16 protein-coding genes are annotated in these 26824 nt (G+C 63.0%); 11 read left to right on the forward strand and 5 right to left on the reverse strand.

Annotated features, from left to right (window positions below; all coding sequences use genetic code 11):
* Positions 1–25 precede the first annotated feature (25 nt).
* Both pstA and IT763_RS17275 read right to left on the reverse strand, forming a co-directional pair.
* Positions 26–1675, reverse strand: a complete 1650-nt coding sequence (gene pstA / locus IT763_RS17270) for a phosphate ABC transporter permease PstA (RefSeq protein ID WP_016926722.1) — start codon at positions 1673–1675, stop codon at positions 26–28.
* Complete coding sequence (locus IT763_RS17275) at positions 1672–3843, reverse strand: ABC transporter permease subunit (protein WP_206194876.1); 2172 nt, start codon at positions 3841–3843, stop codon at positions 1672–1674. Before IT763_RS17275 ends, pstA begins: the two co-directional genes overlap by 4 nt.
* 396 nt (positions 3844–4239) lie before the next feature.
* On the opposite strand from IT763_RS17275, the gene ppk1 reads away from it, so the two are divergent.
* The 6 genes from ppk1 to IT763_RS17305 all read left to right on the forward strand — a co-directional run bounded on the left by ppk1 (position 4240) and on the right by IT763_RS17305 (position 13829).
* Positions 4240–6303: a polyphosphate kinase 1 gene (gene ppk1 / locus IT763_RS17280; protein WP_206194877.1), complete on the forward strand. Its 2064-nt coding sequence runs from the start codon at positions 4240–4242 to the stop codon at positions 6301–6303.
* Positions 6304–6313: 10 nt separating this feature from the next.
* Complete coding sequence (ppx, locus tag IT763_RS17285) at positions 6314–7864, forward strand: exopolyphosphatase (RefSeq protein WP_016926719.1); 1551 nt, start codon at positions 6314–6316, stop codon at positions 7862–7864.
* Positions 7865–8045: 181 nt separating this feature from the next.
* Positions 8046–8228 carry a YfgG family protein gene (locus tag IT763_RS17290; RefSeq protein WP_049299954.1) on the forward strand — a complete coding sequence of 61 codons (183 nt, stop codon included), beginning with the start codon at positions 8046–8048 and terminating at the stop codon, positions 8226–8228.
* A 103-nt stretch (positions 8229–8331) separates the two neighbouring features.
* Positions 8332–9765, forward strand: coding sequence for a magnesium transporter (mgtE, locus tag IT763_RS17295; protein ID WP_004941597.1), 1434 nt, complete (start codon positions 8332–8334; stop codon positions 9763–9765).
* 185 nt (positions 9766–9950) lie between these two features.
* Positions 9951–13280, forward strand: coding sequence for a diguanylate cyclase (locus IT763_RS17300; protein ID WP_206194878.1), 3330 nt, complete (start codon positions 9951–9953; stop codon positions 13278–13280).
* A 195-nt stretch (positions 13281–13475) separates the two neighbouring features.
* Positions 13476–13829, forward strand: a complete 354-nt coding sequence (locus IT763_RS17305) for a DNA-binding protein (RefSeq protein WP_004941591.1) — start codon at positions 13476–13478, stop codon at positions 13827–13829.
* 8 nt (positions 13830–13837) lie between these two features.
* Here the strand turns inward: IT763_RS17305 and alkA are convergent, their stop codons facing one another.
* Positions 13838–15328: a DNA-3-methyladenine glycosylase 2 gene (gene alkA / locus IT763_RS17310; RefSeq protein ID WP_049299957.1), complete on the reverse strand. Its 1491-nt coding sequence runs from the start codon at positions 15326–15328 to the stop codon at positions 13838–13840.
* A gap of 164 nt (positions 15329–15492) precedes the next feature.
* On the opposite strand from alkA, the gene yegD reads away from it, so the two are divergent.
* Entirely contained in the window at positions 15493–16845 is a 1353-nt protein-coding gene (yegD, locus tag IT763_RS17315) for a molecular chaperone (protein WP_033639655.1), read from the forward strand.
* 51 nt (positions 16846–16896) lie between these two features.
* Positions 16897–17463, forward strand: coding sequence for a GNAT family N-acetyltransferase (locus tag IT763_RS17320; RefSeq protein WP_151254627.1), 567 nt, complete (start codon positions 16897–16899; stop codon positions 17461–17463).
* On the opposite strand, the gene IT763_RS17325 is transcribed toward IT763_RS17320, so the two are convergent.
* Together IT763_RS17325 and IT763_RS17330 are read right to left on the reverse strand one after the other, a co-directional pair.
* Complete coding sequence (locus IT763_RS17325; protein ID WP_004941582.1) at positions 17460–18077, reverse strand: pyridoxamine 5'-phosphate oxidase family protein; 618 nt, start codon at positions 18075–18077, stop codon at positions 17460–17462. The genes IT763_RS17320 and IT763_RS17325 overlap by 4 nt on opposite strands.
* A gap of 61 nt (positions 18078–18138) precedes the next feature.
* Complete coding sequence (locus IT763_RS17330; RefSeq protein WP_151254626.1) at positions 18139–19092, reverse strand: aldo/keto reductase; 954 nt, start codon at positions 19090–19092, stop codon at positions 18139–18141.
* A 272-nt stretch (positions 19093–19364) separates the two neighbouring features.
* Between IT763_RS17330 and IT763_RS17335 the strand changes: the two genes are divergently transcribed.
* From IT763_RS17335 to mdtC, 3 genes are read left to right on the forward strand one after another with little or no spacing between them, the layout of a single operon-like run.
* Positions 19365–20618 (forward strand): MdtA/MuxA family multidrug efflux RND transporter periplasmic adaptor subunit, encoded by a 1254-nt coding sequence (locus IT763_RS17335; RefSeq protein WP_206194879.1) that lies wholly within the window; start codon positions 19365–19367, stop codon positions 20616–20618.
* Complete coding sequence (locus IT763_RS17340; RefSeq protein ID WP_110147268.1) at positions 20618–23737, forward strand: MdtB/MuxB family multidrug efflux RND transporter permease subunit; 3120 nt, start codon at positions 20618–20620, stop codon at positions 23735–23737. The genes IT763_RS17335 and IT763_RS17340 overlap by 1 nt, the downstream gene beginning before the upstream one ends.
* On the forward strand, positions 23734–26814 hold the full coding sequence (gene mdtC / locus IT763_RS17345) for a multidrug efflux RND transporter permease subunit MdtC (protein ID WP_206194880.1): 3081 nt from the start codon (positions 23734–23736) through the stop codon (positions 26812–26814). Before IT763_RS17340 ends, mdtC begins: the two co-directional genes overlap by 4 nt.
* Positions 26815–26824: the final 10 nt, after the last annotated feature.

A 26824-nucleotide genomic window follows, 5' to 3' on the forward strand; every position in this document is an offset into this window, starting at 1 on the left:
GCACTCCCCAAAAATAGCGTCATTGTTACTGCGACCATGCTCGGTACCGCTCCCTCAACGAATGGCGGATACCCATCGCCGCCAGATTCAAACTCACCACGATCGTCACCAGCAGGAAGGCGGTGGCGAACACCAGCGGCCGCGCCGCCTCTACGCTCGGGCTCTGGAATGCCATATCGTAGATCTGGAAGCTCAAATGCATAAACTTCCGCTCCAGGTGCAGATACGGGAAAATCTCGTCCACCGGCAGCACCGGCACCGATTTCACGACCCCCACCAACATCAGCGGCGCGGTCTCCCCGGCGGCGCGCGCCACCGCCAGGATCAGGCCGGTCATCATCGCCGGCGCCGCCATCGGCAGCACGATGCGCCACAGCGTCTCGGCCCGGCTGGCGCCCAACGCCATCGAGCCCTGCCGCAGCGAGGTGGGAATGCGCGACAGCCCTTCCTCGGTGGCGACGATCACCACCGGCAGCGTCAGCAGCGCCAGCGTCAGCGCCGCCCACAGCACGCCGGGCGTGCCGAAAGTCGGGTTGGGCAAGGATTCAGGATAGAACAGCTGATCGAGCGTGCCGCCGATCATATAAACGAAGAAGCCGAGGCCGAAGACGCCGTAGACGATCGAGGGCACGCCGGCCAGGTTGACCACCGCGATGCGGATCACCCGCGTCAGCAGATTGTTGCCGGCATACTCGTGCAGATATACCGCCGCGATCACGCCAAACGGCATCACCACGATCGACATCAGGATCACCATCAACACCGTGCCGAAAATGGCCGGGAACACCCCGCCTTCGGTATTCGCTTCGCGCGGGCTGTCGGTGAGGAACTTCTTCACCTGCTCGCCCCAGTGCGCCAGCTTCTCGGCGGTGTTCATGGCGTTCGGGTACCAGGCATCGCGCACCTGACTGAGCGGAATGGTCAACGTCTGCCCGTGCATGTCGCGCAGCAGCAGCGCGTCGCGCTGGCGATCGCGGTTCAGCCCCGCCAGACGTTCGGACAGCAGCTGATACTGCCGCTGCAGCTCCAGCCGTTCGGCCTTGATGGCGTCCTGCGCGCGGGCGTCCAGCTTATCGTCGCGCTGCAGGCGCTTTTCCCGCAGCCGCAGCGCGTCAAACTGCTGATTGATGCGCGCCATGTCGCGGAATTGAATGTCGTGCGCCTGGCGCGAGAGCGCGGCGATTTGCGGCAGCCGCTGCTGCAGCGCCTGCCCCAGATTGCGGCCGGTCAGCGGTTGCCCATCCTCCAGCAGCCCTGCCAGATAGCCGTAGGCGGTGCCGTGGCTATCACGCTCCAGCACCAGCAGGCTGCGCGGCGTGCTTTGGCTGCGGATGTCTCTGGCCAGCAGCGTGCGGAAATCCTGCCCCTCGCGCTCGCGGTTGCCGACCTTAATCAGATAGCGTTCGACGCTCTGCGCCTCGCCCGGCGGCGTGACGCCCGCCTCGGCCAGTTGGCGCCGGGAAATGCTTTGTTGCTGGTACAACTCGCCGATCACCGTCACCGGCCCGGCGCCGTTCTGATTCAGTTCGAACTGATAAACCGGGCTCGGCCAGAAATAGCGCATCCCCTGCCCGGCCAGCAGCAACAGAATGCCGATCAGCGCCAGCAGGCTGACGGCCACCGAACCGGCGGTCAGCCATATCCACGGCGACCCGCTCTTCACCCAGCTCTTCATGGCGCCTCCTGATTCGGCGTGTAACGCTTGCGCAACCGCAGGCGCACCGCCTCCGCCAGCGTGTTGAACACGAAGGTGAAGACAAACAGCACCAGCGCGGTCAGGAACAGCACGCGGTAATGGCTGCTGCCGGAGACCGCCTCCGGCATTTCAATGGCGATGTTGGCCGCCAGCGCGCGCAGCCCCTGGAACAGGCTGCCGTCGATAATAGGCGTGTTGCCGGTGGCCATCAGCACGATCATGGTTTCCCCCACCGCGCGGCCAAAGCCGATCATCAGCGCGGAGAAAATGCCGGCGCTGGCGGATGGCAGCACCACCTTGATCACCGTCTGCCACTGGGTGGCGCCCAGCGCCAAAGAGCCCTGGCTCAAGGTTGCCGGCACGCTGAACAGCGCGTCCTCCGCCAGCGAGAAGATGATCGGCACCAGCGCGAAGCCCATCGCCACGCCCACCACCAGCGCATTGCGCTGATCATAATTATCCCCCAGCCAGAAATGCAGCGGCTCACCGAACAACGCCACCTCCAGCCGCGGCCCCAGGCTGAGCGCCAGCCACACCGTCAACGCCAGCAGCGGTAATAGCAACAGCAGATCGACGCCCGGCCGGCAGCGCGGCATAAAGCGATGGGTCAACGCGCCGCACAGCAACACCGCCGCCGCCAACAGCAGCGGCAACGCCAGCACCGCCAACAGATACTGCTCGATGATCGGCGCCAGCCAAATGCCGGCCACCAGCCCGATCACCACCGTCGGCAGCGCGCCCATCACTTCGATAGCCGGTTTGATCACCCGCCGCAGCCCCGGCGTCATAAAGTAAGCGGTATAGATGGCGCCGGCCAAGGCCAGCGGGATGGCGAACAGCATCGCGTAAGCCGCCGCCTTAAAGGTGCCGAAGATCACCGGCATCAGGCTGAATTTGGGTTGGTAACTGTCTTCGCCGGAGGTGGACTGCCAGACATAGGCCGGCTGCGGGTAGTTCTCATACCACACCTTGCCCCACAACGAACGCCAGGTGACGTCCGGATACGGGTTGTCGAGCGCATAGCGCTGCCAGCCCTGCGCGCTCTCCAGCAGCAGGCCATCGCCGCGCGGCGCGAACGCCATCTGCCGCACCTCGGCGCCCAAACGGGTATTCAGCAGCGGCTGCGGTTGAATGGCGGAGAACAGCGAGAAGCCGCCATCGGGCCGCAGGGTGGCGAACACCCGGCGATAAGGTTCAGCCACCGTCAGCTCCTGCCCGTCGGCGCCGTGGTCGAAATGCTGCACCGGCGTCAGTCGCCAGCGCTGCTCTTTTTCCACCTCGAACCACTCGCGCAGGTTGCCGTCGGCGCCCTTGATCAGCAGTGCGCTGCCGCCGGGAAGCGCCGTCATCTGATACGGCGCATGTTCGCCAAGGGTACGCGTTTCACGCAGCTGCACCTGTGCGCCGTCGATCTGATAACGCGCCAGCCGGTTGCCGGTCAGCAGATAAAGCTGGCGGCCATCTGGCGTCAGCACCAGCTGCTCGGCGTCGTGCTCCAGCGGCCGCTCGCTGAACTGCGGCGGCCGGTCGGGGCTGAAGCGGCCGAACACCAGACGCCGATCGTCGGTCACCCCGGCCAGCAGATACTGCCCGCGATGCGCATCCGCCAGCGACAGCAATTTCAGCGGCTTGCGCTGTGGATCCAGCGCCAATGGCTGCTGCCCGAGCGGGAACTGCCACTGCGGCCGGCCGTTTTCCGCCGTGGCGAAATCCGCGCGCGCCACCACCAACCGGCCGTCGGCCTGCGCCAGCGCAAACAGATCGCGCTCTCCGGCGGCCTGCGCGAGCAGCGCCGGTTTGGCCAGCAGCGTTTGCTGCGCCAGCGGCGTCTGGGCCTGGCTGCTCGGCGCCGGCGTCAGGCGATAAAATTGCCCCGCGCCCTGCGCGTCGATGCGATAACCGACGCGCTGCTGCACGTCCATGCCCAGCGCCAGCGCCGGGGCCGATACCGTGAACGGCAGCGGCTGCGCCTGGCTGAGCGAGGCCGGTTTGAACAACGGCAGCACCGCAAACAGCAGATAAACGAAGATCAGCATCAACGTCATCAGCACCATCAGCCCGCTGGCGGTCACTGCCGCCTGCACGCCGCGGTCGATGCGCCCGCGCATGCGATCTCGGGGATGTTGATTGGCCGTCGTCTGTGTCATGTGTCTCGCTGTCGCTGATGTAATCGGGCTTGCGCCGTAAGATAACCGGGCATCTTATGTCAGTTTTATGACGTTTGCATGACAAAGTTACCCGTCATAACTCAGGTTTTTTACACTGCCATCAGACAATATGAATTTGATATATTGCTGAAAAATGACCATAAATACGCTTTATAACGCCAAGAATAAGCCTGCTAACCGTCATTTCATGCTGATCGTTTCACTGCCGGGCATCCCGCCGCGGGGAAAATTTATTGCCGCCGAAAAACGCCGCGCGCCAACGCAATGGATATGTTGGACTTTCCTGTCAATCTCTCGCAATAATGATGAAGGACACTAGAGCGGCATCCGGGCGCTGCGTCCCGGATCCTATTCTAAATTTGAACTGGAGTGGCAATGGGTCAGGAAAAGCTCTACATCGAAAAAGAACTAAGCTGGTTATCCTTTAATGAGCGCGTGTTGCAGGAAGCCGCAGATAAGAGCAATCCCCTGATTGAACGTATGCGTTTTCTGGGCATTTACTCCAACAACCTCGACGAGTTCTATAAAGTCCGCTTCGCCGATCTCAAACGGCGCATCCTGATCAGCGAAGAGCAAGGCTCCGCCGGTTCTTCACGCCATCTGCTGAAAAAGATCCAGGCCAAGGTGCTGAAAACCGATCAGGAGTTCGACGGTCTGTACAACGATCTGCTGCTGGAAATGGCGCGCAACCAGATCTTCCTGATCAACGAACGCCAGGTGTCCGAGAACCAGCAAATCTGGCTGCGGCAATATTTCAAACAGCACCTGCGCCAGCACATCACGCCGATCCTGATCAACCACGACACCAACCTGGTGCAGTTCCTGAAAGACGATTACACCTATCTGGCGGTGGAGATTATCCGCGGCGCGCGCACCGACTATGCGCTGCTGGAGATCCCGTCGGACAAGGTGCCGCGCTTCGTCAATCTGCCGCCGGAAGCGCCGCGCCGCCGCAAGCCGATGATCCTGCTCGACAACATCCTGCGCTACTGCCTGGACGATATCTTCAAGGGCTTCTTCGACTACGACGCGCTCAACGCCTATTCGATGAAGATGACCCGTGACGCCGAGTACGATCTGGTCACCGAAATGGAATCCAGCCTGCTGGAACTGATGTCCTCCAGCCTGAAACAGCGCCTCACCGCCGAGCCGGTGCGCTTCGTTTATCAGCGCGACATGCCGAACGAGATGGTGGAGCTGCTGCGCGGCAAGCTGGGCATCTCCAACTACGATTCGGTGATCGCCGGCGGCCGCTATCACAACTTCAAAGACTTCATCAGCTTCCCGAACGTCGGCAAGGCCAATCTGGTCAACAAGCCGCTGCCGCGCCTGCGCCACATCTGGTTCGACGGTTTCCGCAACGGCTTCGACGCCATTCGCGAAAAGGACGTGCTGCTCTACTACCCGTACCACACCTTTGAACACGTGCTGGAGCTGCTGCGCCAGGCGTCGTTCGATCCGAGCGTGCTGGCGATCAAAATCAACATCTACCGGGTGGCGAAAGACTCGCGCATCATCGAATCGATGATCCACGCCGCGCACAACGGCAAGAAAGTCACGGTGGTGGTCGAACTGCAGGCGCGCTTCGACGAAGAGGCCAACATTCACTGGGCGAAGCGCCTGACCGAGGCCGGCGTACACGTGATCTTCTCGGCGCCGGGGCTGAAAATCCACGCCAAACTGTTCCTGATTTCGCGCCGTGAAGGCGATGAAATTGTGCGCTATGCTCATATCGGCACCGGCAACTTTAACGAAAAAACCGCGCGCATCTACACCGACTATTCGCTGTTGACCGCCGACTCGCGCATCACCAACGAGGTGCGCCGGGTGTTCAACTTTATCGAGACCCCCTACCGGCCGGTCACCTTCGACAACCTGATGGTGTCGCCGCAGAACTCGCGCCTGAAGTTGTATGAGCTGATCGACAACGAAATCGCCAACGCCCAGGCCGGGGAACAGGCCGGCATTATGTTGAAAATAAATAATCTGGTGGATAAAGGGCTGGTAGATCGGTTATATACCGCGTCCGGCGCCGGCGTGAAGATCCGTCTGCTGGTGCGGGGCATGTGTTCCCTGATTCCCAACCTGCCGGGGATCAGCGACAATATTCAGGTGATCAGCATCGTCGATCGCTTTTTGGAACACGATCGGGTTTACGTTTTCGACAACAAAGGTGACAAACGGGTGTATCTGTCCTCCGCCGACTGGATGACCCGCAACATAGATTACCGTATCGAAGTGGCGGTATCGCTGCTGGATCCGGCGCTGAAACAGCGCGTTCTGGACATTCTGGAGATCCTGTTCAGCGATACGGTCAAGGCCCGTTATGTGGATAAAGAACTGAGCAACCAGTACGTGCCGCGCGGCAACCGCCGCAAAGTGCGCGCCCAGGTGGCTATTTACGAGTATTTAAAAGCTCTGGAACAACCAGGACAGTAGGCCAGCAACTATGCCGCTAAAAAACACTGCAACGAACAAACCGCAGGAAATCGCCGCCATCGACCTCGGGTCGAACAGTTTCCACATGGTGATCGCCCGCGTCGTCAACGGCGCCTTACAGGTATTGGGCCGTTTAAAACAGCGGGTGCATCTCGCCGACGGATTGGACAGCAACAACGTACTCAGTGAAGAGGCGATAGAACGCGGCCTGGCCTGCCTGGCGCTGTTTGCCGAACGGCTGCAGGGCTTCCCGGCGGATAACGTCACCATCGTCGGGACCCACACCCTGCGTCAGGCGGTGAACGCTGAAGTGTTCCTCAAGCGCGCCGCCAAAGTGATCCCCTACCCGATCGAAATCATCGCCGGCCAGGAAGAGGCGCGTCTGATCTTCATGGGCGTGGAACACACCCAACCGGAGAAGGGCCGCAAGCTGGTGATCGACATCGGCGGCGGCTCCACCGAGCTGGTGATCGGCGAAGACTTCGAGCCGCTGCTGGCGGAAAGCCGCCGCATGGGCTGCGTCAGCTTCGCCCAGCTGTTCTTCCCGGGCGGCGAGATCAGCAAAAACAACTTCCGCCGCGCGCGGCTGGCGGCGGCGCAGAAGCTGGAAACGCTGGCCTGGCAGTACCGCATTCAGGGCTGGCAGTACGCGCTGGGCGCCTCGGGCACCATCAAGGCCGCCCACGAAGTGCTGGTGGCGATGGGCGAAAAAGACGGTCTCATCACCCTGGATCGTCTGGAAATGCTCGCCGAACAGGTGCTGCAGTTCAAAAGCTTCGGCTCGTTGAGCCTGCCGGGGCTGTCGGAGGATCGCCAATCGGTGTTCGTGCCGGGGCTGGCTATCCTGTGCGGCGTGTTCGACGCGCTGGCGATCCGCGATCTGCGCCTGTCCGACGGCGCGCTGCGCGAAGGCGTGCTGTATGAAATGGAAGGCCGCTTCCGCCACCAGGACATCCGCAGCCGCACCGCCAAAAGTCTGGCCGATCACTACAACATCGACCGCGAACAGGCCAAGCGGGTGCTGGAAACCACCGAGCTGCTCTACTCGCAGTGGATGGCGCAAAACACCAAGCTGGTGCATCCGCAGCTGGAGGCCCTGCTGAAATGGGCCGCCATGCTGCACGAGGTGGGGCTGAGCATCAACCACAGCGGCATGCACCGCCATTCGGCCTACATTCTGCAAAACTCCAACCTGCCCGGCTTCAACCAGGAACAGCAGCTGCTGCTGGCGGCGCTGGTGCGTTTCCACCGCAAAGCGATCAAGCTGGAAGAGCTGCCGCGCCTCAACCTGTTCAAAAAGAAACACTACCTGCCGCTGATCCAGCTGCTGCGTCTGAGCACCCTGCTCAACAACCAGCGCCAGTCGACCACCACGCCGGAAACGCTGCGCCTGACCACCGACGACAACCACTGGACGCTGCGCTTCCCGGCCGGCTACCTGGCGCAAAACAACCTGGTGCAGCTGGACTTCGAGCGCGAGCAGGCCTACTGGAACGACGTCGTCGGCTGGAAGCTGCTGATCGACGAAGAAGGTTCGCAAGACGAACAGCGCTCCGCCTGATCCCCCGCCCCCTGCCAGCCAGGGGGTTTTTCTTTCCGCCCCCGCTCCGCCAACCTAAACGAAACCCTAATACGGCGCGCCGCTCGCCGGAAAAAAATGGACAACTTTTGTCATCAGCGCCTAAAATCCGGTTACAAATTCTCGAGCGAATAACACATGACACCGGCATACCGGGTGATATATGCGCAAGAAAACCACCGGACAGATGACGAAGATAGTGTTGTTTATCAGCTTTATCATTTTAGTCGGCCGACTGCTGTACGCCGCCGTGGTGGCGGTGCCTCATCATCAGGAAAAAAAGCAGGCCGCTGCGCAAAACGCCGCCGAAGTCAGCGCGCTGCAACAGGACGCCTCCTCTGAATAACCGCCGCGCCCCGTCCGTTTCATAAAAATGACTCCGGCACTCGCTATGCTCTATCTTTTAATGAGCCTGCGTCAGGAACGCCGAGCGCCCGTTAAGGAACACCATGTCAGCCGCAACCCATAACGTCAAAAAAGTCGCTGAACACCGCCAGCGCATTCTCACTCTGTTGTTGAACAATAAGGAATTGGTCGACGGCATTCTCGGCCGGCCAGGGGATGAACACGCCCTCAGCCAAAGCGAACTGCTGAACCAGACGGCGGAAATCACCGGCCTGCTGGACGACATGCACGCCGCCGACCTTGCGGACCTGCTGGAGGCGCTGCCGCAGGACGAACGTATGGCGCTGTGGCGGCTGGTGGGCAACAGCAAGCGCGGCCAGACGCTGGTGGAAGTCGCAGAACCGGTCTGGGACAGCCTGATCGAGGAAATGAGCGACAAAGACCTGCTCAAAGCGATCAAAACGCTGGACGTCGACGAACAGGCCTACCTGGCGCAATACCTGCCGCGCAACCTGATGGGCCGGTTGCTGACCTCGCTGGAGCCGGAACAGCGCGCCCAGGTGCGCGAGATGAGCCAGTACGCCAAAGACAGCGTCGGCTGGATGATGGATTTCGAACTGGTGACGGTGCGGCCGGACGTCACGCTCGGCGCGGTGCACCGCTTTTTGCGCATGCGCAAAACCATTCCCGACGCCACCGATAAACTGTTCGTCACCGACCGCAAAAACACCCTGCTGGGCGAACTGCCGCTGACCGCAGTGCTGCTGAACGACCCGGAGATCCCGGTGCGCGAGGTGATGGACAGCGATCCCGCCACCTTCCAGCCCGAAGACAAGGCCGATGAAGCGGCCGGCGCGTTCGAACGTTATGACCTGATCAGCGCCCCGGTGGTTGACGCCAAAGGTAAACTGATGGGCCGCCTGACCATCGAAGAGATCGTCGACGCCGTCAACGAAGAGAGCGACACCAACCTGCGCCGCATGGGCGGTTTAAGCCCGGAAGAAGACGTGTTCGCCCCGGTCAGCAAAGCGGTCAAAACCCGCTGGGCCTGGCTGGCGATCAACCTCTGCACCGCATTCATCGCCTCGCGGGTGATCGGCCTGTTCGAGCACACTATTTCCCAGCTGGTGGCGCTGGCGGCGCTGATGCCGATCGTCGCCGGCATCGGCGGCAACACCGGCAACCAGACCATCACCATGATCGTGCGCGCGCTGGCGCTGCACCAGATTGAAGTCGGCAACATCTCGCGCCTGATGCTCAGAGAGCTGGGCGTCGCCATCATCAACGGCGTGGTGTGGGGCGGCATCATGGGCGTGATCACCTGGCTGCTGTACGGCGACGCGGCGATGGGCGGCGTGATGACGTTGGCGATGCTGCTCAACCTGCTGCTGGCGGCGCTGATGGGCGTGGTGATCCCGATGACCATGCTCAAACTGGGCCGCGATCCGGCGGTCGGCTCGAGCGTGCTCATCACCGCGCTGACCGATACCGGCGGCTTTTTCATCTTCCTCGGCCTCGCCACCCTGTTCCTGCTGTAAGACGCTCAAAGCCGGCCCCGCGCCGGCTTTTTCGTCATTCTGTCGCCGGGTTTGCGCTAACGCAGTAAAGTCGGCCCTCCCGATAGGTTTTCCTCCCGCGCTGTACTACCCTTTTTCAATAAATCATCTTGATTCATCCACGTCATGAATCCAATCACAGGCAGAGGTCATCGGTAAGGATGTCTATGGATATCAGCGCGCCGAACGCGTTCGGCACACACAAAGGCGTTATGCTGACACATTCTCTGTTCGTGGCGCTGGCGACATTTTTGCTCGCCTTGCTGAGCCTGTCGTTATCCAGTGAGGCTCATCACTTCACGCCGCTGTGGTTCCCGACCGCTGCCGCGATCGCCGTGCTGTATCGTCATCCTCCGCGTCATTGGGGTTTGCCGCTGCTGGCCAGCGGCACAGGCATCGTGCTCGCCAGCTTCCTGCTGTTCGGCTTCAGCGCCATTCCGGTCAAGCTGGCCGCCATCAACCTGCTGGAAGCGGCAGTGTGCGCTCTGCTGCTGCGCCGCACGCTGCCGGCGATCGATCCGCTGAGCGATCTGGGCTGTTGGCTGCGCTTCGTGGTCTGCGCGGTGATCTTTACCCCGTTGTTCAGCGCGCTGCTGGCCGCCGGACTGACCCCCACGCCGGACCTGACGTTTTGGCAATCGTTCGGCACCTGGTTCATCTCTGAAGCGATAGGGGTGCTGTCGCTGGCGCCGCTCGGGCTCACCTATCACCGCCGTCTGTTGGCCGGGCTGAATCCGTATCCGCTGCTGTTGACCCTGATGGGCTCGCTGGCCTTCAGCTATCTGGCGCTGACGCATCTGCCCTTCCCCTTTACCTTCGTCATCCTGCCGCTGCTGTGGGCGGCTATCGCCCTGTCGCGCTTCGAAACCTTCACCGTCTGTTTCTGCACTCTCCTGCTGATCACCGTCCTGCTGTCGCTGGGCCTGCTGCGCCTTCAGTCTTCCCAGCACACTTTCCTGGGCGAACTCGGCCTCTATCTGCCGATGTTGCTGATCCTGATCCCGGCGCACGCCATGGCGATGGTGATGCACACCTTCCGGGTGGAAAAGCAACATATCGTCGAGAGCGAAAGCCGCTTTCGCAGCGCGCTGGAGTATTCCGCCATCGGCATGGCACTGGTGTCGCCGGAGGGCAAATGGCTGCAGGTTAACCAGGCGCTGTGCAAGCTGCTCGGCTATCCGCCCGAAAGACTTTATCGCCTGACCTTTCAAGAGATCACCCACCCGGACGATCTGAACGCCGACCTGACCCAACTGCACGAACTGCTCGACGGCCATATCAGCAGCTACACCATGGAGAAGCGTTATATCCGCAGCGACGGGCAGACGGTCTGGGCGCTGCTGGCGGTCTCGCTGGTGCGCGACGGCGAAGGCCGGCCGTTGTACTTCATCTCTCAGGTGGAGGACATCAGCGACCTTAAGCGCAGCGAGGCGGAGAACAACCGGTTGGTGGAGCGCATCACGCTGGCCAACCAGGTGGGCGGCGTCGGCATCTGGGAATGGGTGATGAGCCAGGAAAACTTCACCTGGGATCAGCGCATGTTCGAACTCTACGATCTCCCCCCCGACCAAACGCCGACGCTGGCGTTGTGGCGCACCCTGCTGGTGCCGGAAGATCGCGAGCGTACCGATCGCGAGCTGGCCGAGATCCTGGCGCAGCCGCGACCGTTCGTCATGGAATTTCGCATCACTACGCGCAGCGGCAAAGTGCGCCATATCCGCGGCCAGGGCAACGTGATCCTCGACGATCAGGGCCGGCCGCTGCGCCTGATCGGCACCAATATCGACATGACCGAGCTCAAGAGCCTCGCCGAGGCGCTGCACGAAGAGAAAGAGCGCCTGCACATCACCCTCGACGCCATCGGCGAAGGGGTGATCTCCACCGACAGCCACCTGCGCATCACCTTTATGAATCCGGTGGCGGAACAGATGTGCGGCTGGCCGCTCGACCTGGCGATCGGTATGCCCGTCGCCGGCGTGGTGCGCCTGACCAACGGCAAAGACGGCCCGGAAATCGAAAACCTCACGCAATACCCACGGCAATGGCCGGCGGATTATGCGCTGGTGCTGCACAGCCGCGACGGGCGTTATTTCGACGTACAGCAGTCGGTCTCACCGCTGAAAACCCTCGACGGGGAAACCATGGGTGCGGTGATGGTGCTGCAGGACGTCACCGCCTCGCGCGAACTGATGAAAAAACTCAGCTACAGCGCCTCGCACGATGCGCTGACCGGATTGCCGAACCGCACCCGCTTCGAGAAACAGCTGAAAGCGGCGATCGTCGCCGGCGGGGAACCGTCGTCGCCGCATTCGCTGGTGTTCCTCGATCTGGATCGGTTCAAGGCGGTGAACGACACCGCCGGCCATGCGGCGGGCGATGCCCTGCTGCGGGACATCGCCCAGCTGATGCGGCATCAGCTGCGCCATAGCGATTGCCTGGCCCGGCTGGGCGGCGACGAGTTCGGTCTGATCCTGTACGACTGCCGGCTGGAACAGGCCAAATCGCTGGTGCAGCAAGTGGTTAATCAAATCAGCCAGCACCCGTTCTACTGGGAAGGGAAGATTTACCGCGTCGGCGCCAGCGCCGGCATCACGCGCATCAGCGCCGACGCCAAAAGCAGCGAACTGCTGGCGCAGGCCGATATCGCCTGCTACACCGCCAAGCACCAGGGGCGCGGCCAGGTTTATCTGTACGAAACGCGGCAGAAACAGCTGCTGGAGCGGCAGCACGAGGTGCTGAGCCTGCAGGAAGTGCAGACGATCATCAGCGAGGGGCAACTGCGGCTGCTGACTCACGCGGTCGCGCCGCCGGCGACGCCGCTGTCGGCCGCGTTTCACCAGGTAACACTGCAGGTGATGGCGCCGGACGACCGCCCGCTGTCGCACGAGGCGTTCATCGCCGCCGCGCAGCTGTACGGCCTGATGCCGGACATCGACCGCTGGACGGCGGCGCAACTGCTGGTGAAATATGCCGACGACATCAAACGCAAAGGGCTGTCGCTCGCGCTGCCGCTGGCCATCGACAGCCTGCTGAGCGCCAACTTCCAGCGCTACCTGACAGAAACGGTGCTCGCTTCCTCGCTGCCGCCGCAGGCGCTGCTGTTCAGCGTCGATGAGGCCGCGATACTGGAGCACGCCGCGCAGTGTCGGGCATTTCTTCGCGAACTGCAGCAGCAGGGCTGCCGGCTGATCGTCAACGGCTTCGGACATAACATCAATGCGTTCGATGAGCTCAGCGATCAGAAGATCGACATCATTCGCATCGATGAGCGCTTTATCACCAACGTGCACTGCAACCAGATGGACGAGCTGATGGTCTCGATGCTCAACGGCGCGGCGCATCGCATTAAAGCGCAGACCTTCGCCGGGCCGGCTCACCAGCCGGTGACGCTGCAGGCGCTGCGCGATATCGGCGTCGATCTGGCGGACGGCGACCAGGTGGCGCTGGAGCAGCCGCTGGCGGTGTTGCTCAGCGACGGCTATTTCGGCATCCGTTAACCTTCTCCCCCCTCTCAGGCGCCGTCTCCCGGGCGGCGCCTCGCATCTCGTTCGTTACATGATATTAACCAAGACAAGATTAGTGATATAAATAACACCTGAAGCTTAAACGATTAAGTAAGATGAAGCGCCCATGCGACTATCAGCGTTTCCGTTGATTTTCCTCGGCAGGTGATGGCTCAGGGATAAGGGACTATGGAAAAGAAATGGTTTTCCGCCAGGGAACTGATGGGTAAGGCGGGGTTGCCTTCAACTCCGCAAGGGGTCAATTTGATGGCCCGGCGTGAAGGCTGGGTCAGCCGCCGCCGCAGCGGCGTACAGGGCAAAGCGCTGGAATACCATATCGACAGTCTGCCGTTCGGCGCGCGCAGCCTGTCGGCGTTGCGCGAAACCGACCATCCGGATTACGACGTCAAACGCCAGGATCCGATACGGGTCTGGATCGAGTATTACTACCACCTGACGCCGGCCGAGCGGGAAAAGCTGCTGGCGTTCCTGATGCGCGAGGGCATGAGCCGCCTGCTGCAGCTGATCGACACCCCTCGCTAGCTCTGCGTTCAACTCTCCCCTTTCGGCGCCCAGCCGTCGTTGTGCCACAGATGCAGCGTGGCGTAAGAGCGCCACGGGCGCCAACGTTCAGCGTAGCGTTCTATCTGGCGCGGCGTCATGCCGGGAAAACGCTGTTTGATCAGGTAATCGCCGGCCAGGAACACGTCCGGCCACGACCAGGCGCGCATCGCGATATAGCTGGCGGTCCAGCTGCCGATGCCCGGCAGCGCGGTCAGCGCCTCGATGCCCTGTTCGATATCCAGCACGTTATCGAGCTGCAGCCGCCCTTCGCCCAGCGCGCGGGCGATCTCGATCAGCGCCGCCGCGCGCTTCAGCTGCACCCCGAGCGGGCGCAGTTCTTCGGGCTGCAGCTGCGCCACCCGTTCTGCGGTGGGGAAGACATGGGTGATGCCCTCATGCGGCGTCGCCAGGGCTTCCCCCCAGCGTTCAGCCATCCGCCCGGCGAAGGTCGCCGCCATTTTCACGCTGACCAACTGCCCCAGCACCGCCCGCGCCGCCTGCTCGAAACTGTTCACGCAGCCCGGCAGGCGCAGCCCCGGCGCATCGGCCGCCAGCGAGCCCAGCGCCTCATTGATGCGATCCGGCGCGGCATCCAGATCAAACAGCAGGCGCACCCGGCGCAACACCTCCGTCGTCACCAGACTGAGCGCAGGCGCGATCTCGACCCGAACCCGATTGCGCGTTTCTTCCGGCTGCACGCTGACCCAGCCGCGGTGTTCCGTGCCGCCCTGGCTGACGGCGATCGAGCGCAGGTAGCGGCGTCCGTCGACCCGCTCCACGCCCTGCACGGCGCGCGCCTGCAAGAAATTCAGCATGCGCTCCCAGTCATAGGGCGGCCGATAGCCCAGGTGAAACACCAGCCCACTGGCGGCGGCCCGTTCACCGCGCGCGCCGCCGCTGCGCAGCGCTGACGGTATCAGGCGATAGCGCGCCTTGAACAGCTCATTGAAACGCCGCAGGCTGCCGAAACCGGCGGCGAACGCCACTTCGCTGAGCGGCAGATCGGTGTCCGCCAGCAGGCGCTTGGCCTGCAGCAACCGGTGCGACTGCGCGTAATCGATCGGCGAGGCGCCAAACTGTTCGGCGAAGATGCGCCGCAGATGGCGATCGGAAATGCCCAGCCGCGCCGCCAGCGCTTCGCAACTGTGTTCGGACAGATAGCCCTGCTCGATGAGCTGCACCGCCACCTGCGCATAGCGGTTGCCCAGGTCGATCAGCGCCAGGCCGGGCGCCAGCTCCGGCCGGCATTTGAGGCAGGGGCGAAACCCCGCCAGTTCAGCCGCCGCCGCGCTCGGATAAAAGGTGCAATTTTCCCGCTTCGGCGTGCGGGCGCTGCACACCGGACGGCAATAGATACCGGTTGAAGAGACGCCGACGAAAAAGCGTCCGTCGAATTTGCGGTCACGCGCGCGCAGCGCGTCGTACAACGCTTGCTGTTGGGTATTCATGGCAACGCTCGGGTTCGGTTTTTTCTGCATTATGGGGCTCGGCTGGCGTGCTGACGTGCGGAATTCGGACATTAAGTTAAGCACGCCGCCGCCGCGCCAGCTAAATTTTTCGACACTCGCGCATTGGCGCATTGCCCGCCGGCCCCGTCTCGGGTAAAGTCGCCCCCCTTCATTGGCATGGGGACAAAAAAGAGATGTTTATTGGATTCGACTACGGGACAGCCAACTGTTCCGTTGCAGTGATGCGCGACCACGGCCCCGAGCTGTTGACGCTGGAAAACAACGCGCCGTATCTGCCTTCGATGCTGTGCGCGCCGACCCGTGAAGCGGTGAGCGAATGCCTGCACCGCCATTGGCAGATCCCGACCGGCAGCGAAGAAAACCAGCAGTTGCTGCGCCGCGCCATCAGTTACAACCGCGAAGAAGACATTCCGGTCAACGGCGACAGCGTGCTGTTCGGCCTGCAGGCGCTGGCGCACTACATGGAAGATCCGGAAGAGGTGTACTTCGTGCGCTCGCCGAAATCCTTCCTCGGCGCCAACGGCCTGAAGCCGCAGCAGATCGCGCTGTTCGAAGACCTGGTGTGCGCCATGATGTTCCACATCAAACGCCAGGCGGAAAATGTGCTGCAGACCGGCATCGATCAGGCGGTGATCGGCCGGCCGATCAACTTCCAGGGCATCGGCGGCGACGAAGCCAACCGGCAGGCGCAGGGCATTTTGCAGCGCGCCGCCGAACGCGCCGGTTTCAAGGACATTGAATTCCAGTTCGAGCCGGTGGCGGCGGGGCTGGACTTCGAGGCGACGCTGAGCGAAGAGCAAACCGTGCTGGTGGTGGACATCGGCGGCGGCACCACCGACTGCTCGGTGCTGCTGATGGGGCCGCAGTGGCGCGACCGCGCCGATCGCCAGCAGAGCCTGCTGGGCCACAGCGGCTGCCGGGTCGGCGGTAACGATCTGGACATCATGCTGGCCTTCAAACAGCTGATGCCGCTGTTCGGCCTCGGCGGCGAAACCGCGAAGGGCATCGCCCTGCCGGCGCTGCCTTACTGGAACGCGGTGGCGACCAACGACGTGCCGGCGCAAAACGATTTCTACAGCGCCGCCAACGGCCGCGTGCTGCGCGATCTGATCCTCGACGCGGCGGAGCCGGAAAAGGTGAAACGCCTGCTGAAAGTGTACCAGCAGCGCCTGAGCTACCGACTGGTGCGGGCGGCAGAAGAGAGTAAGATCGCCCTGTCCGGCCAAACGGCCATCAGCGCGCCGCTCAATTTCGTGCAGGCCGATCTGGCGGAGAACATCAGCCAGGCTCAGCTCGCCGACGCCATCTCGCAGCCGTTGATGCGCATCCAGGAGCAGGTCAGCGCCGCGCTGGCCAGCAGCCAGACCGCGCCGCAGGTGATCTACCTGACCGGCGGCAGCGCGCGCTCACCCCTGCTGCGCGCCGCGCTGCAACAGCAGCTGCCGGGCATTCCGATCGTCGGCGGCAACGACTTCGGCTCGGTCACCGCCGGGCTGGCGCGCTGGGCGCAAACGCTGTTCCGTTGACTGCCCACGGGCGCGGCTCGCCGCGCCCTTGTTCATTGGAGGCTATGCATCATGTCGACCATCCTTACCCTCGACAGCGCCAGGCTGCGGCTGCGCCCCTGGCGTGATGACGATCTGCCGGCCTTCGCCGCGCTCAACGCCGATCCGCAGGTGATGCGCTATTTCCCGGCGCCGATGACGGCCGAGGGAAGCCGCGCGCAGGCCGAACGCATCCGCGCCTTCATGCAACAACACGGCTGGGGGCTGTGGGCGGTGGAAGTGAAAAGCGGCGCGCCCTTTATCGGTTTTGTCGGGCTGGCGCGGCCGGGCGACGACCTGCCTTGCGCCCCCTGCGTGGAGATTGGCTGGCGGTTGGCGGCGGCCCACTGGGGCAACGGCTACGCCGCTGAGGCGGCGCGCGCCGCGCTGGCGTGCGCCTTCGACACGCTGCACTTGCCGGAAGTGGTGTCCTTCACCGCCGAAGATAACCAGCCGTCGCGCCGGGTGATGACGCGCATCGGCATGCGCTTCGACGGCGAAACCTTCCTGCACCCGCGTCTGCCGGCGGGCCATCCGCTGCAACAGCACGTCTTGTACCGGCTGAACCGGCAAACGTGGCGCGAACGCCACGGCGATTAATACAGCGTATCCTTCAGCCGCTGCGGCAGCGCGCTATCGTACTCCTCACCGTCGAAGCGCGTTTGGCTCACCGCGGCCAAGATTTGGCCGGGGCTGGGCAGCGCCGAACGTTCGAGGCGGCGGCCCTCTTCCCACAACCCCGAACGCAAGATCGCCCGGCTGCACTGGAAGAACACCGCCTCCACCCGAATGCGCAGCACCGAACGCGGCAGCTGGTTGCGGTGGGCGAAGCGCTGCAACACCGCCGGCGCCACCACGATCTCCGCCCGCCCGTTAATCCGCAGCGTTTCGCCGATGCCGGGGATCAGCAACAGCAGCGCCACCCGGTTATCGTGCAGGATATTGCGCAGGCTATCGATGCGATTATTGCCGCGCCGGTCCGGCAGCAGCAGGGTTTTCTCGTCTTCGATCTGGATAAAACCGGCCGGATCGCCGCGCGGGGAGACATCCATGCCGTCCGGCCCGACGGTCGAGAGGGCGGCAAACGGCGCCGCCTCGATAAACGGACGGTACGCCGGGTGGATATAGCTGACTTCTTTAAAAACCGAGGGCGCGGCGGGTTTGCCGTAAAGCTGTTCCAGCGCCGCGAGGTCGTTGATGATATCGCCAGACATTGCAGTTTCCTGAATAAGTCATATTGACCCCTTCAGCATAGAGCAAAATCGCCGGCGGCTTTTACTCAGCGCTGGCGTGGTTCAGCGTCTGAATGTCGTCCGCATCCAGCGTCAGGCGGGTGGCGCTGACCAACTCATCCAACTGCGGCAACGAGGTGGCGCTGACGATCGGCGCGGTGATGCTCGGGCGCGCAATCAGCCAGGCCAGCGAGACCTGCGCCGGGGAGCTGCCGTGTTTGCCCGCCACCTGATCCAGCGCCGCCAGAATGCGGAAACCGCGCGGGTTCAGGTAGCGTTCGACGATGCGATCGCCGCGCTGGCTTTTGCCCTCGTCCGCTTTGCTGCGGTATTTGCCGGTCAGAAAACCGCTGGCCAGCGCGAAGAAATTGATCACCCCGAGCCCGTGGCGCTGCACCACGCCTTCCAGCTCGGCTTCATACCCTTCGCGCGCATACAGATTGTACTCCGGCTGCAGGGTTTCGTAGCGCGCCAATCCGTTGTTCTCGCTCACCCGCAGCGCTTCTTCCAAGCGATCCGCCTGATAGTTGGAGGCGCCGATCGCCCGCACCTTGCCGGCTTTGATCAGCGCATCGAACGCCGCCAGCGTCTCTTCCAGCGGCGTATCGCGGTCATCGTCGTGCGACTGGTAGAGATCGATATAATCGGTTTGCAGACGGCGCAGCGAATCTTCCACCGCCTGCTGAATATAGCGCGGCGACAGCCCCTGTTTGCCTTCGCCCATCGGTTTGCCCACCTTGGTGGCGATGATCACCTGGTCGCGCTTGCCGCTCTTCTTCAGCCATTCGCCGATGACGGTTTCCGATTCGCCGCCCCGGTTGCCCGGCGCCCAGCTGGAATAGACATCGGCGGTATCGATAAAGTTGAGCTGATTGTCCACCAGCGCATCCAGCAGACTGAACGAGGTCGCTTGATCCGCCGTCCAGCCGAACACGTTGCCGCCAAAGGTCAACGCCGGCACCTGAATGCCCGAACGGCCCAGTTGTTTCTTGCTCATCACAAAGGCTCCATGGGTTAAATGATTTGCCTGTTAATTATTAGCGCCAAATGCAGGAAATCGTTAAAACGTATTGGCTATAAGCCGGAATAAATCACTTATAAACATAGCACGCGCAAATCACCCACTTATTAAGACAATGCTGACGGTTCCTCCATATTTCCTTCATTTTTATGCCGTCTTCGCTGGCTAAACTAGTATCCTGTAAGGAGTGTCATTTTTGTGGCAATGAGTGCCCGCGCCCCTGCCTTTTGGAGAGAATTTTCACCACCATGAATGCAAAACCCCAACGTCGTTCCCTGCTGCTGCGCCTGCTGGCTGCGGCGATTGCGATCATCGTCGCCGTTCTGGCCTGGCGCCATTTCAGCGCCGTTCAACCGACCGCCGGGACGACGCCGGGCGCGCACCAGGCCGCCGGTAAAACGGGAGCGGGCCGCGCGGCGGGCGGCAGACGCGGCGCGCCGATGTCGCCGGTGCAGGCGGCGACAGCCACGCAACAAACCGTGCCGCGCTATCTTTCCGGCTTGGGCACCGCCACCGCCGCCAATACCGTGACCGTCACCAGCCGGGTCGATGGCCAACTGATGGCGATCCACTTTACCGAAGGCCAGCAGGTCAAAGCCGGCGATCTGCTGGCGGAGATCGATCCCCGGCCGTTCCAGGTGCAGCTGACCCAGGCTCAGGGGCAGTTGGCAAAAGATCAGGCCACGCTGGCCAACGCCCGGCGCGATCTGGCGCGCTATCAGCAGTTGGTGAAAACCAATCTGGTTTCCCGTCAGGAGCTGGATACGCAGGCCTCGCTGGTGCAGCAGACCGAAGGCGCGATCAAGGCCGATCAGGGCGCGGTCGACAGCGCCAAACTGCAGATCACCTACAGCCGCATCACTGCGCCAATCGACGGCCGCGTCGGCCTGAAACTGGTCGACGTCGGCAACTATGTCACCAGCGGCAGCACCACCGGTCTGGTGGTCATCACGCAGACGCACCCGATCGACGTAGTGTTCACGCTGCCTGAAGGCAACATCGCCGATCTGCTCAAGGCGCAAAAAGCCGGGCCGGTGAGCGTCGAAGCCTGGGATCGCACCAACCAGAACAAGCTGACGACCGGTTCGCTGCTGAGCCTGGACAACCAAATTGATACCGCCACCGGCACCATCAAGCTGAAAGCGCGTTTCACCAACGAAGATGACGCGCTGTTCCCCAACCAGTTCGTCAACGCGCGGCTGCAGGTGGATACCCTGCACGACGCGGTGGTGATCCCGACCGCCGCGCTGCAGATGGGCAACGAGGGCAACTTCGTCTGGACGCTCGGCGAAGACAACAAGGTCAGCAAACATCGGGTCACCGCCGGCGTGCAGGACAGCCGGCAGGTGGTGATCAGCGCCGGCCTCAACGCCGGCGATCGGGTGGTGACCGACGGCATCGATCGCCTGACCGAAGGCATGCAGGTGGAAGTGCTCGCGCCGAGCGAAGCGCCTGCGGCGGCCAACCCCAAGCGCGAACCTGACGTTCAGAGGAAGTCCTGATGCAGGTGATGCCTCCCAACGCCGGCGGCGGTCCGTCCCGCCTGTTTATTCTGCGCCCGGTCGCCACCACGCTGCTGATGGTGGCGATATTGCTGGCGGGGATTATCGGCTATCGCGCGCTGCCGGTGTCCGCCCTGCCGGAGGTGGATTACCCCACCATCCAGGTGGTGACGCTATACCCCGGCGCCAGCCCGGACGTGGTGACCTCCGCCATTACCGCGCCGCTGGAACGCCAGTTCGGCCAGATGTCCGGCCTGAAGCAAATGGCGTCGCAAAGCGCCGGCGGCGCCTCGGTGGTGACGCTGCAGTTCCAGCTGGCGCTGCCGCTCGACGTCGCGGAGCAGGAAGTGCAGGCGGCGATCAACGCCGCCACCAACCTGCTGCCGAACGATCTGCCCTACCCGCCGATCTACAGCAAGGTTAACCCCGCCGATCCGCCGATCCTGACGCTGGCCGTGACCTCCACCGCCATGCCGATGACGCAGGTAGAAGACATGGTGGAAACCCGCGTGGCGCAAAAAATTTCTCAGGTGACCGGCGTCGGCTTGGTGACCCTGGCCGGCGGCCAACGCCCGGCGGTGCGCGTAAAATTGAACGCCGCGGCGGTCGCCGCCTATGGCCTGGACAGTGAAACCATCCGCGCCGCCATCAGCAACGCCAACGTCAACTCGGCGAAAGGCAGCCTTGACGGCCCGACCCGATCGGTCACCTTGTCCGCCAACGACCAAATGAAATCTGCCGACGACTATCGCCAGCTGATCGTCGCCTATCAGAACGGCGCGGCGATCCGCCTGCAGGATATCGCCACCATCGAACAAGGGGCGGAAAACACCCGGCTGGCGGCCTGGGCCAACAAGCAGCAGGCGATCGTGCTGAACATCCAACGCCAGCCCGGCGTCAACGTCATCACCACCGCCGACAGCATCCGCGAAATGCTGCCGACGCTGATTAAAAGCCTGCCCAAGTCGGTCGACGTCAAGGTGCTGACCGATCGCACCACCACCATCCGCGCCTCGGTCAGCGACGTGCAGTTCGAGCTGCTGCTGGCAGTCGCGCTGGTGGTGATGGTGATCTACGTGTTCCTGCGCAACGTGCCGGCGACCATTATCCCCAGCGTGGCGGTGCCGCTGTCGCTGGTGGGCACCTTCGCCGCCATGTACTTCCTCGGCTTCTCCATCAACAACCTGACGCTGATGGCGCTGACCATCGCCACCGGCTTCGTGGTGGACGACGCCATCGTGGTGATCGAGAACATCTCGCGCTACATCGAGAAAGGGGAAAAACCGCTCGACGCCGCGCTGAAAGGGGCCGGCGAGATCGGCTTCACCATCATCTCGCTGACCTTCTCGCTGGTGGCGGTGCTGATCCCGCTGCTGTTCATGGGCGACATCGTCGGCCGCCTGTTCCGCGAGTTCGCCGTCACGCTGGCGGTGGCGATTTTGATTTCCGCCGTGGTGTCGCTGACGCTGACGCCGATGATGTGCGCGCGCATGCTCAGCCACGAATCGCTGCGCAAGCAGAACCGTTTTTCCGCCGCCTCCGAACGCTTTTTCGAGCGGGTGATCGCGCGATACGGCCAGTGGCTGAAAACGGTGCTTAACCATCCCTGGCTGACGCTCGGCGTGGCCGTGGGCACCCTGGCGCTGACGGTATTGCTGTATCTGCTGATCCCGAAAGGTTTCTTCCCGGTGCAGGACAACGGCATCATTCAGGGCACGCTGGAAGCGCCGCAGAGCGTCTCGTTCAGCAACATGGCCGAGCGCCAGCAGCAGGTCGCAGCGCAGATCCTCAAGGATCCGGCGGTGGAAAGCCTGACCTCGTTCGTTGGCGTCGACGGCAGCAACGCCACGCTCAACAGCGGCCGGTTGCAGATCAACCTGAAGCCGCTGAGCGAACGCAGCGACCGCATTCCGGCGATCATCAGCCGCCTGCAGCAGCAAACGGCGCAGTTTCCCGGCGTGAAGCTGTACCTGCAGCCGGTGCAGGATCTGACCATCGATACCCAGGTCAGCCGCACCCAGTACCAGTTCACCCTGCAGGCGATGTCGCTGGACGATCTCAGCCTATGGGTGCCGCAGCTGATGGATGAGCTGAAACAAACCCCGCAGTTGGCGGACGTCACCAGCGACTGGCAGGATCAGGGGTTGGTGGCCTACGTCAACGTCGATCGCGATTCGGCCTCCCGCCTCGGCGTCACCATGAGCGACGTGGACAATGCGCTGTACAACGCGTTCGGCCAGCGCCTGATCTCCACCATCTACACCCAGGCCAACCAATACCGCGTGGTGCTGGAGCACGACGTCAGCGCGACACCGGGGTTGGCGGCGCTCAATGAGATCCGTCTGAGCGGCAACGATGGCGCCGTGGTGCCGCTGAGCGCCATCGCCAAAATCGAAGAGCGCTTCGGCCCGCTGTCGGTCAACCATCTCGATCAGTTCCCGTCGGCCACCGTTTCGTTCAACGTCGCCGACGGCTACTCGCTCGGCGAGGCGGTGGACGCGGTCACCCAGGCGGAAAAAAATCTCAACATGCCAAGGGACATCACTACCCAATTCCAGGGGGCGACCCTGGCCTTCCAGGCGGCGCTCGGCAGCACGCTGTGGCTGATTTTGGCGGCGGTGGTGGCGATGTACATCGTGCTGGGCGTGCTGTATGAAAGCTTCATTCATCCGGTCACCATCCTCTCCACCCTGCCGACCGCCGGGGTCGGCGCGCTGCTCGCGCTGATGATGGCCGGCAGCGAGCTGGACGTGATCGCCATCATCGGCATCATCCTGCTGATCGGCATCGTGAAGAAGAACGCCATCATGATGATCGACTTCGCGCTGGCGGCGGAACGCGAGCAGGGCTTATCGCCGCGCGACGCCATCTATCAGGCCTGCCTGCTGCGTTTTAGGCCGATCCTGATGACCACGCTGGCAGCCCTGCTCGGCGCGCTGCCGCTGATGCTGAGCACCGGCGTCGGCGCGGAGCTGCGGCATCCGCTCGGCGTCTGTATGGTCGGCGGTTTGATCATGAGCCAGATCCTGACGCTGTTCACCACGCCGGTGATCTACCTGCTGTTTGACAAACTGGCGCGCAACACGCATCGCCAGCCGGATACGCAGGAGCTGCCGTGAAATTCTTCGCCCTGTTCATTCACCGGCCGGTGGCCACTACCCTGCTGACGCTGGCCATCGCCATCAGCGGCGCGATCGGCTTTCGCCTGCTGCCGGTGTCGCCGCTGCCGCAGGTGGATTTTCCGGTGATTTCGATCAGCGCGTCGCTGCCGGGCGCCTCGCCGGAAACCATGGCGTCCTCGGTGGCGACGCCGCTGGAGCGCGCGCTAGGCCGCATCGCCGGGGTTAACGAAATGACGTCGATGAGCTCGCTCGGCAGTACCCGGGTCATTTTGCAGTTCGATCTCGATCGCGACATCAACGGCGCCGCGCGCGACGTGCAGGCGGCGATTAACGCCGCGCAAAGCCTGCTGCCGACCGGCATGCCGAGCCGCCCCAGCTACCGCAAGGTCAACCCATCCGACGCGCCGATCATGATCCTGACGCTGACCTCGGACACCTACAGTCAGGGGCAGCTTTACGATTTCGCCTCCACCCAGCTGGCGCAGAAGATCAGCCAGACCGAGGGCGTCGGCGACGTTTCCGTCGGCGGCAGCTCGCTGCCGGCGGTGCGGGTGGAGCTGAACCCTTCGGCGCTGTTCAATCAGGGCGTGTCGCTGGACACCGTACGGCAGGCCATCGCCAACGCCAACGTGCGCCGCCCGCAGGGCGCCGTGGAAAACCCGCAGCAGCGCTGGCAGATCCAGGCCAACGACGCGCTGAAAACCGCCGATGCTTATCGTCCGCTGATCATTCATTACAACAACGGCTCGGCGGTGCGTTTAGCCGACGTGGCCGAGGTCAAAGACTCGGTGCAAGACGTGCGCAACGCCGGGATGACCGACGCCAAACCGGCGATCATTCTGGCCATCAGCCGCGCGCCGGACGCCAACATCATCGAAACCGTCGATCGCATTCGCGCCGAGCTGCCCGCCCTGCAGGAGAATATCCCGGCCTCGATTCAACTCAACGTCGCGCAGGATCGTTCGCCGACCATCCGCGCGTCGCTGGCCGAGGTGGAACAGTCGCTGGCGATCGCCATCGGGCTGGTGATCCTGGTGGTGTTCATCTTCCTGCGCTCCGGGCGCGCCACGCTGATCCCGGCGGTCGCCGTACCGGTATCGCTGATCGGCTCGTTCGCCGCCATGTATCTGTGCGGGTTCAGCCTCAACAACCTGTCGCTGATGGCGCTGACCATCGCCACCGGCTTTGTGGTGGACGACGCCATCGTAGTGCTGGAAAACATTTCCCGCCACGTCGAGGCCGGCATGAAACCGATCAACGCCGCGCTGCTGGGCGCGCGGGAGGTCGGTTTCACCGTGCTGTCGATGAGCGTTTCGCTGGTGGCGGTGTTTATCCCGCTGCTGCTGATGGAAGGCCTGCCCGGCCGGCTATTCCGCGAGTTCGCCGTCACCCTGTCGGTGTCGATCGGGCTGTCGCTGATCGTCTCGCTGACGCTCACGCCGATGATGTGCGCCTACCTGTTGCGCCACCAGCCGCCGCGTTCGCAGCGGCGGGCGCGCGGCTTCGGCAAAATGCTGCTGGCGCTGCAGCAGGGCTACGGGCGCTCGCTGAACTGGGTGCTCGGCCACTCTCGCTGGGTGCTGGCGGTGTTCCTCGCCACCGTTGCGCTCAACGTCTGGCTGTATATCAGCATCCCGAAAACCTTCTTCCCGGAACAGGATACCGGGCGTCTGATGGGCTTTATTCAGGCCGACCAAAGCATTTCGTTCCAGGCAATGCGCGGCAAACTGGAAGACTTCATGAAAATCGTGCGCGAAGATCCGGACGTGGAAAACGTCACCGGTTTTACCGGCGGTTCGCGCACCAACAGCGGTTCGATGTTCATCTCACTGAAACCCCTGTCGGTACGCAGCGACGACGCGCAGAAAGTGATCGCCCGCCTGCGCGCCCGCCTGGCCAAAGAACCGGGCGCCAGCCTGTTTTTGATGGCGGTGCAGGATATCCGCGTCGGCGGCCGGCAGGCCAACGCCAGCTACCAATATACGTTGCTGGCGGACGATCTCGCCGCGCTGCGCGAATGGGAGCCGAAGATCCGCACCGCGCTGGCCGCATTGCCCGAGCTGGCGGACGTCAACTCGGATCAGCAGGATAAAGGCTCGGAGATGGATCTGGTCTACGATCGCGAAACCATGGCGCGCCTCGGCATTTCGGTGTCCGACGCCAACAACCTGTTGAACAACGCCTTCGGCCAGCGACAGATTTCGACCATCTACCAACCGCTCAACCAATATAAAGTCGTGATGGAAGTGGCGCCGCCCTACACCCAGGACGTGAGCTCGCTGGACAAAATGTTCATCATCAACAACGAAGGCAAAGCGATACCGCTCTCCTACTTCGCCAGTTGGCGGCCGGCCAACGCGCCGCTGTCGGTCAACCATCAGGGGCTGTCCGCCGCCTCGACCGTCTCCTTTAACCTGCCGGACGGCGGCAGCCTGTCGGACGCCACCGCGGCGATAGAGCGCACCATGACTCAGCTCGGCGTGCCGTCCACGGTGCGCGGCGCGTTCGCCGGCACCGCCCAGGTGTTCCAGGACACCCTGAAGTCGCAGCTGATCCTGATCCTGGCGGCGATCGCCACGGTGTATATCGTGCTCGGCGTGCTGTATGAGAGCTATATCCATCCGCTGACCATCCTTTCCACGCTGCCTTCCGCCGGCGTGGGGGCGCTGCTGGCGCTTGAGCTGTTCGGCGCGCCGTTCAGCCTGATCGCGCTGATCGGCATCATGCTGTTGATCGGCATCGTGAAGAAAAATGCCATCATGATGGTCGACTTCGCGCTCGAAGCGCAGCGCAACGGCGGCATCAGCGCCCGCGAGGCGATTTTCCAGGCCAGCCTGCTGCGTTTCCGGCCGATCATGATGACCACGCTGGCGGCGTTGTTCGGCGCGCTGCCGTTGGTGCTGACCAGCGGCGACGGCGCGGAGCTGCGCCAGCCGCTCGGCATCACCATCGCCGGCGGCCTGGTGATGAGCCAGCTGCTGACGCTGTACACCACCCCGGTGGTCTACCTTTACTTCGACCGGCTGCAGGCGAAGTTCCGCCGCAACAAGCAACTGGCTCCGCTGCCCCATTAATGGCCGACTG

The organism is Serratia sp. CMO1 (genome assembly GCF_015689115.1).
GTDB classification, from domain to species: Bacteria; Pseudomonadota; Gammaproteobacteria; order Enterobacterales; family Enterobacteriaceae; genus Serratia; species Serratia marcescens.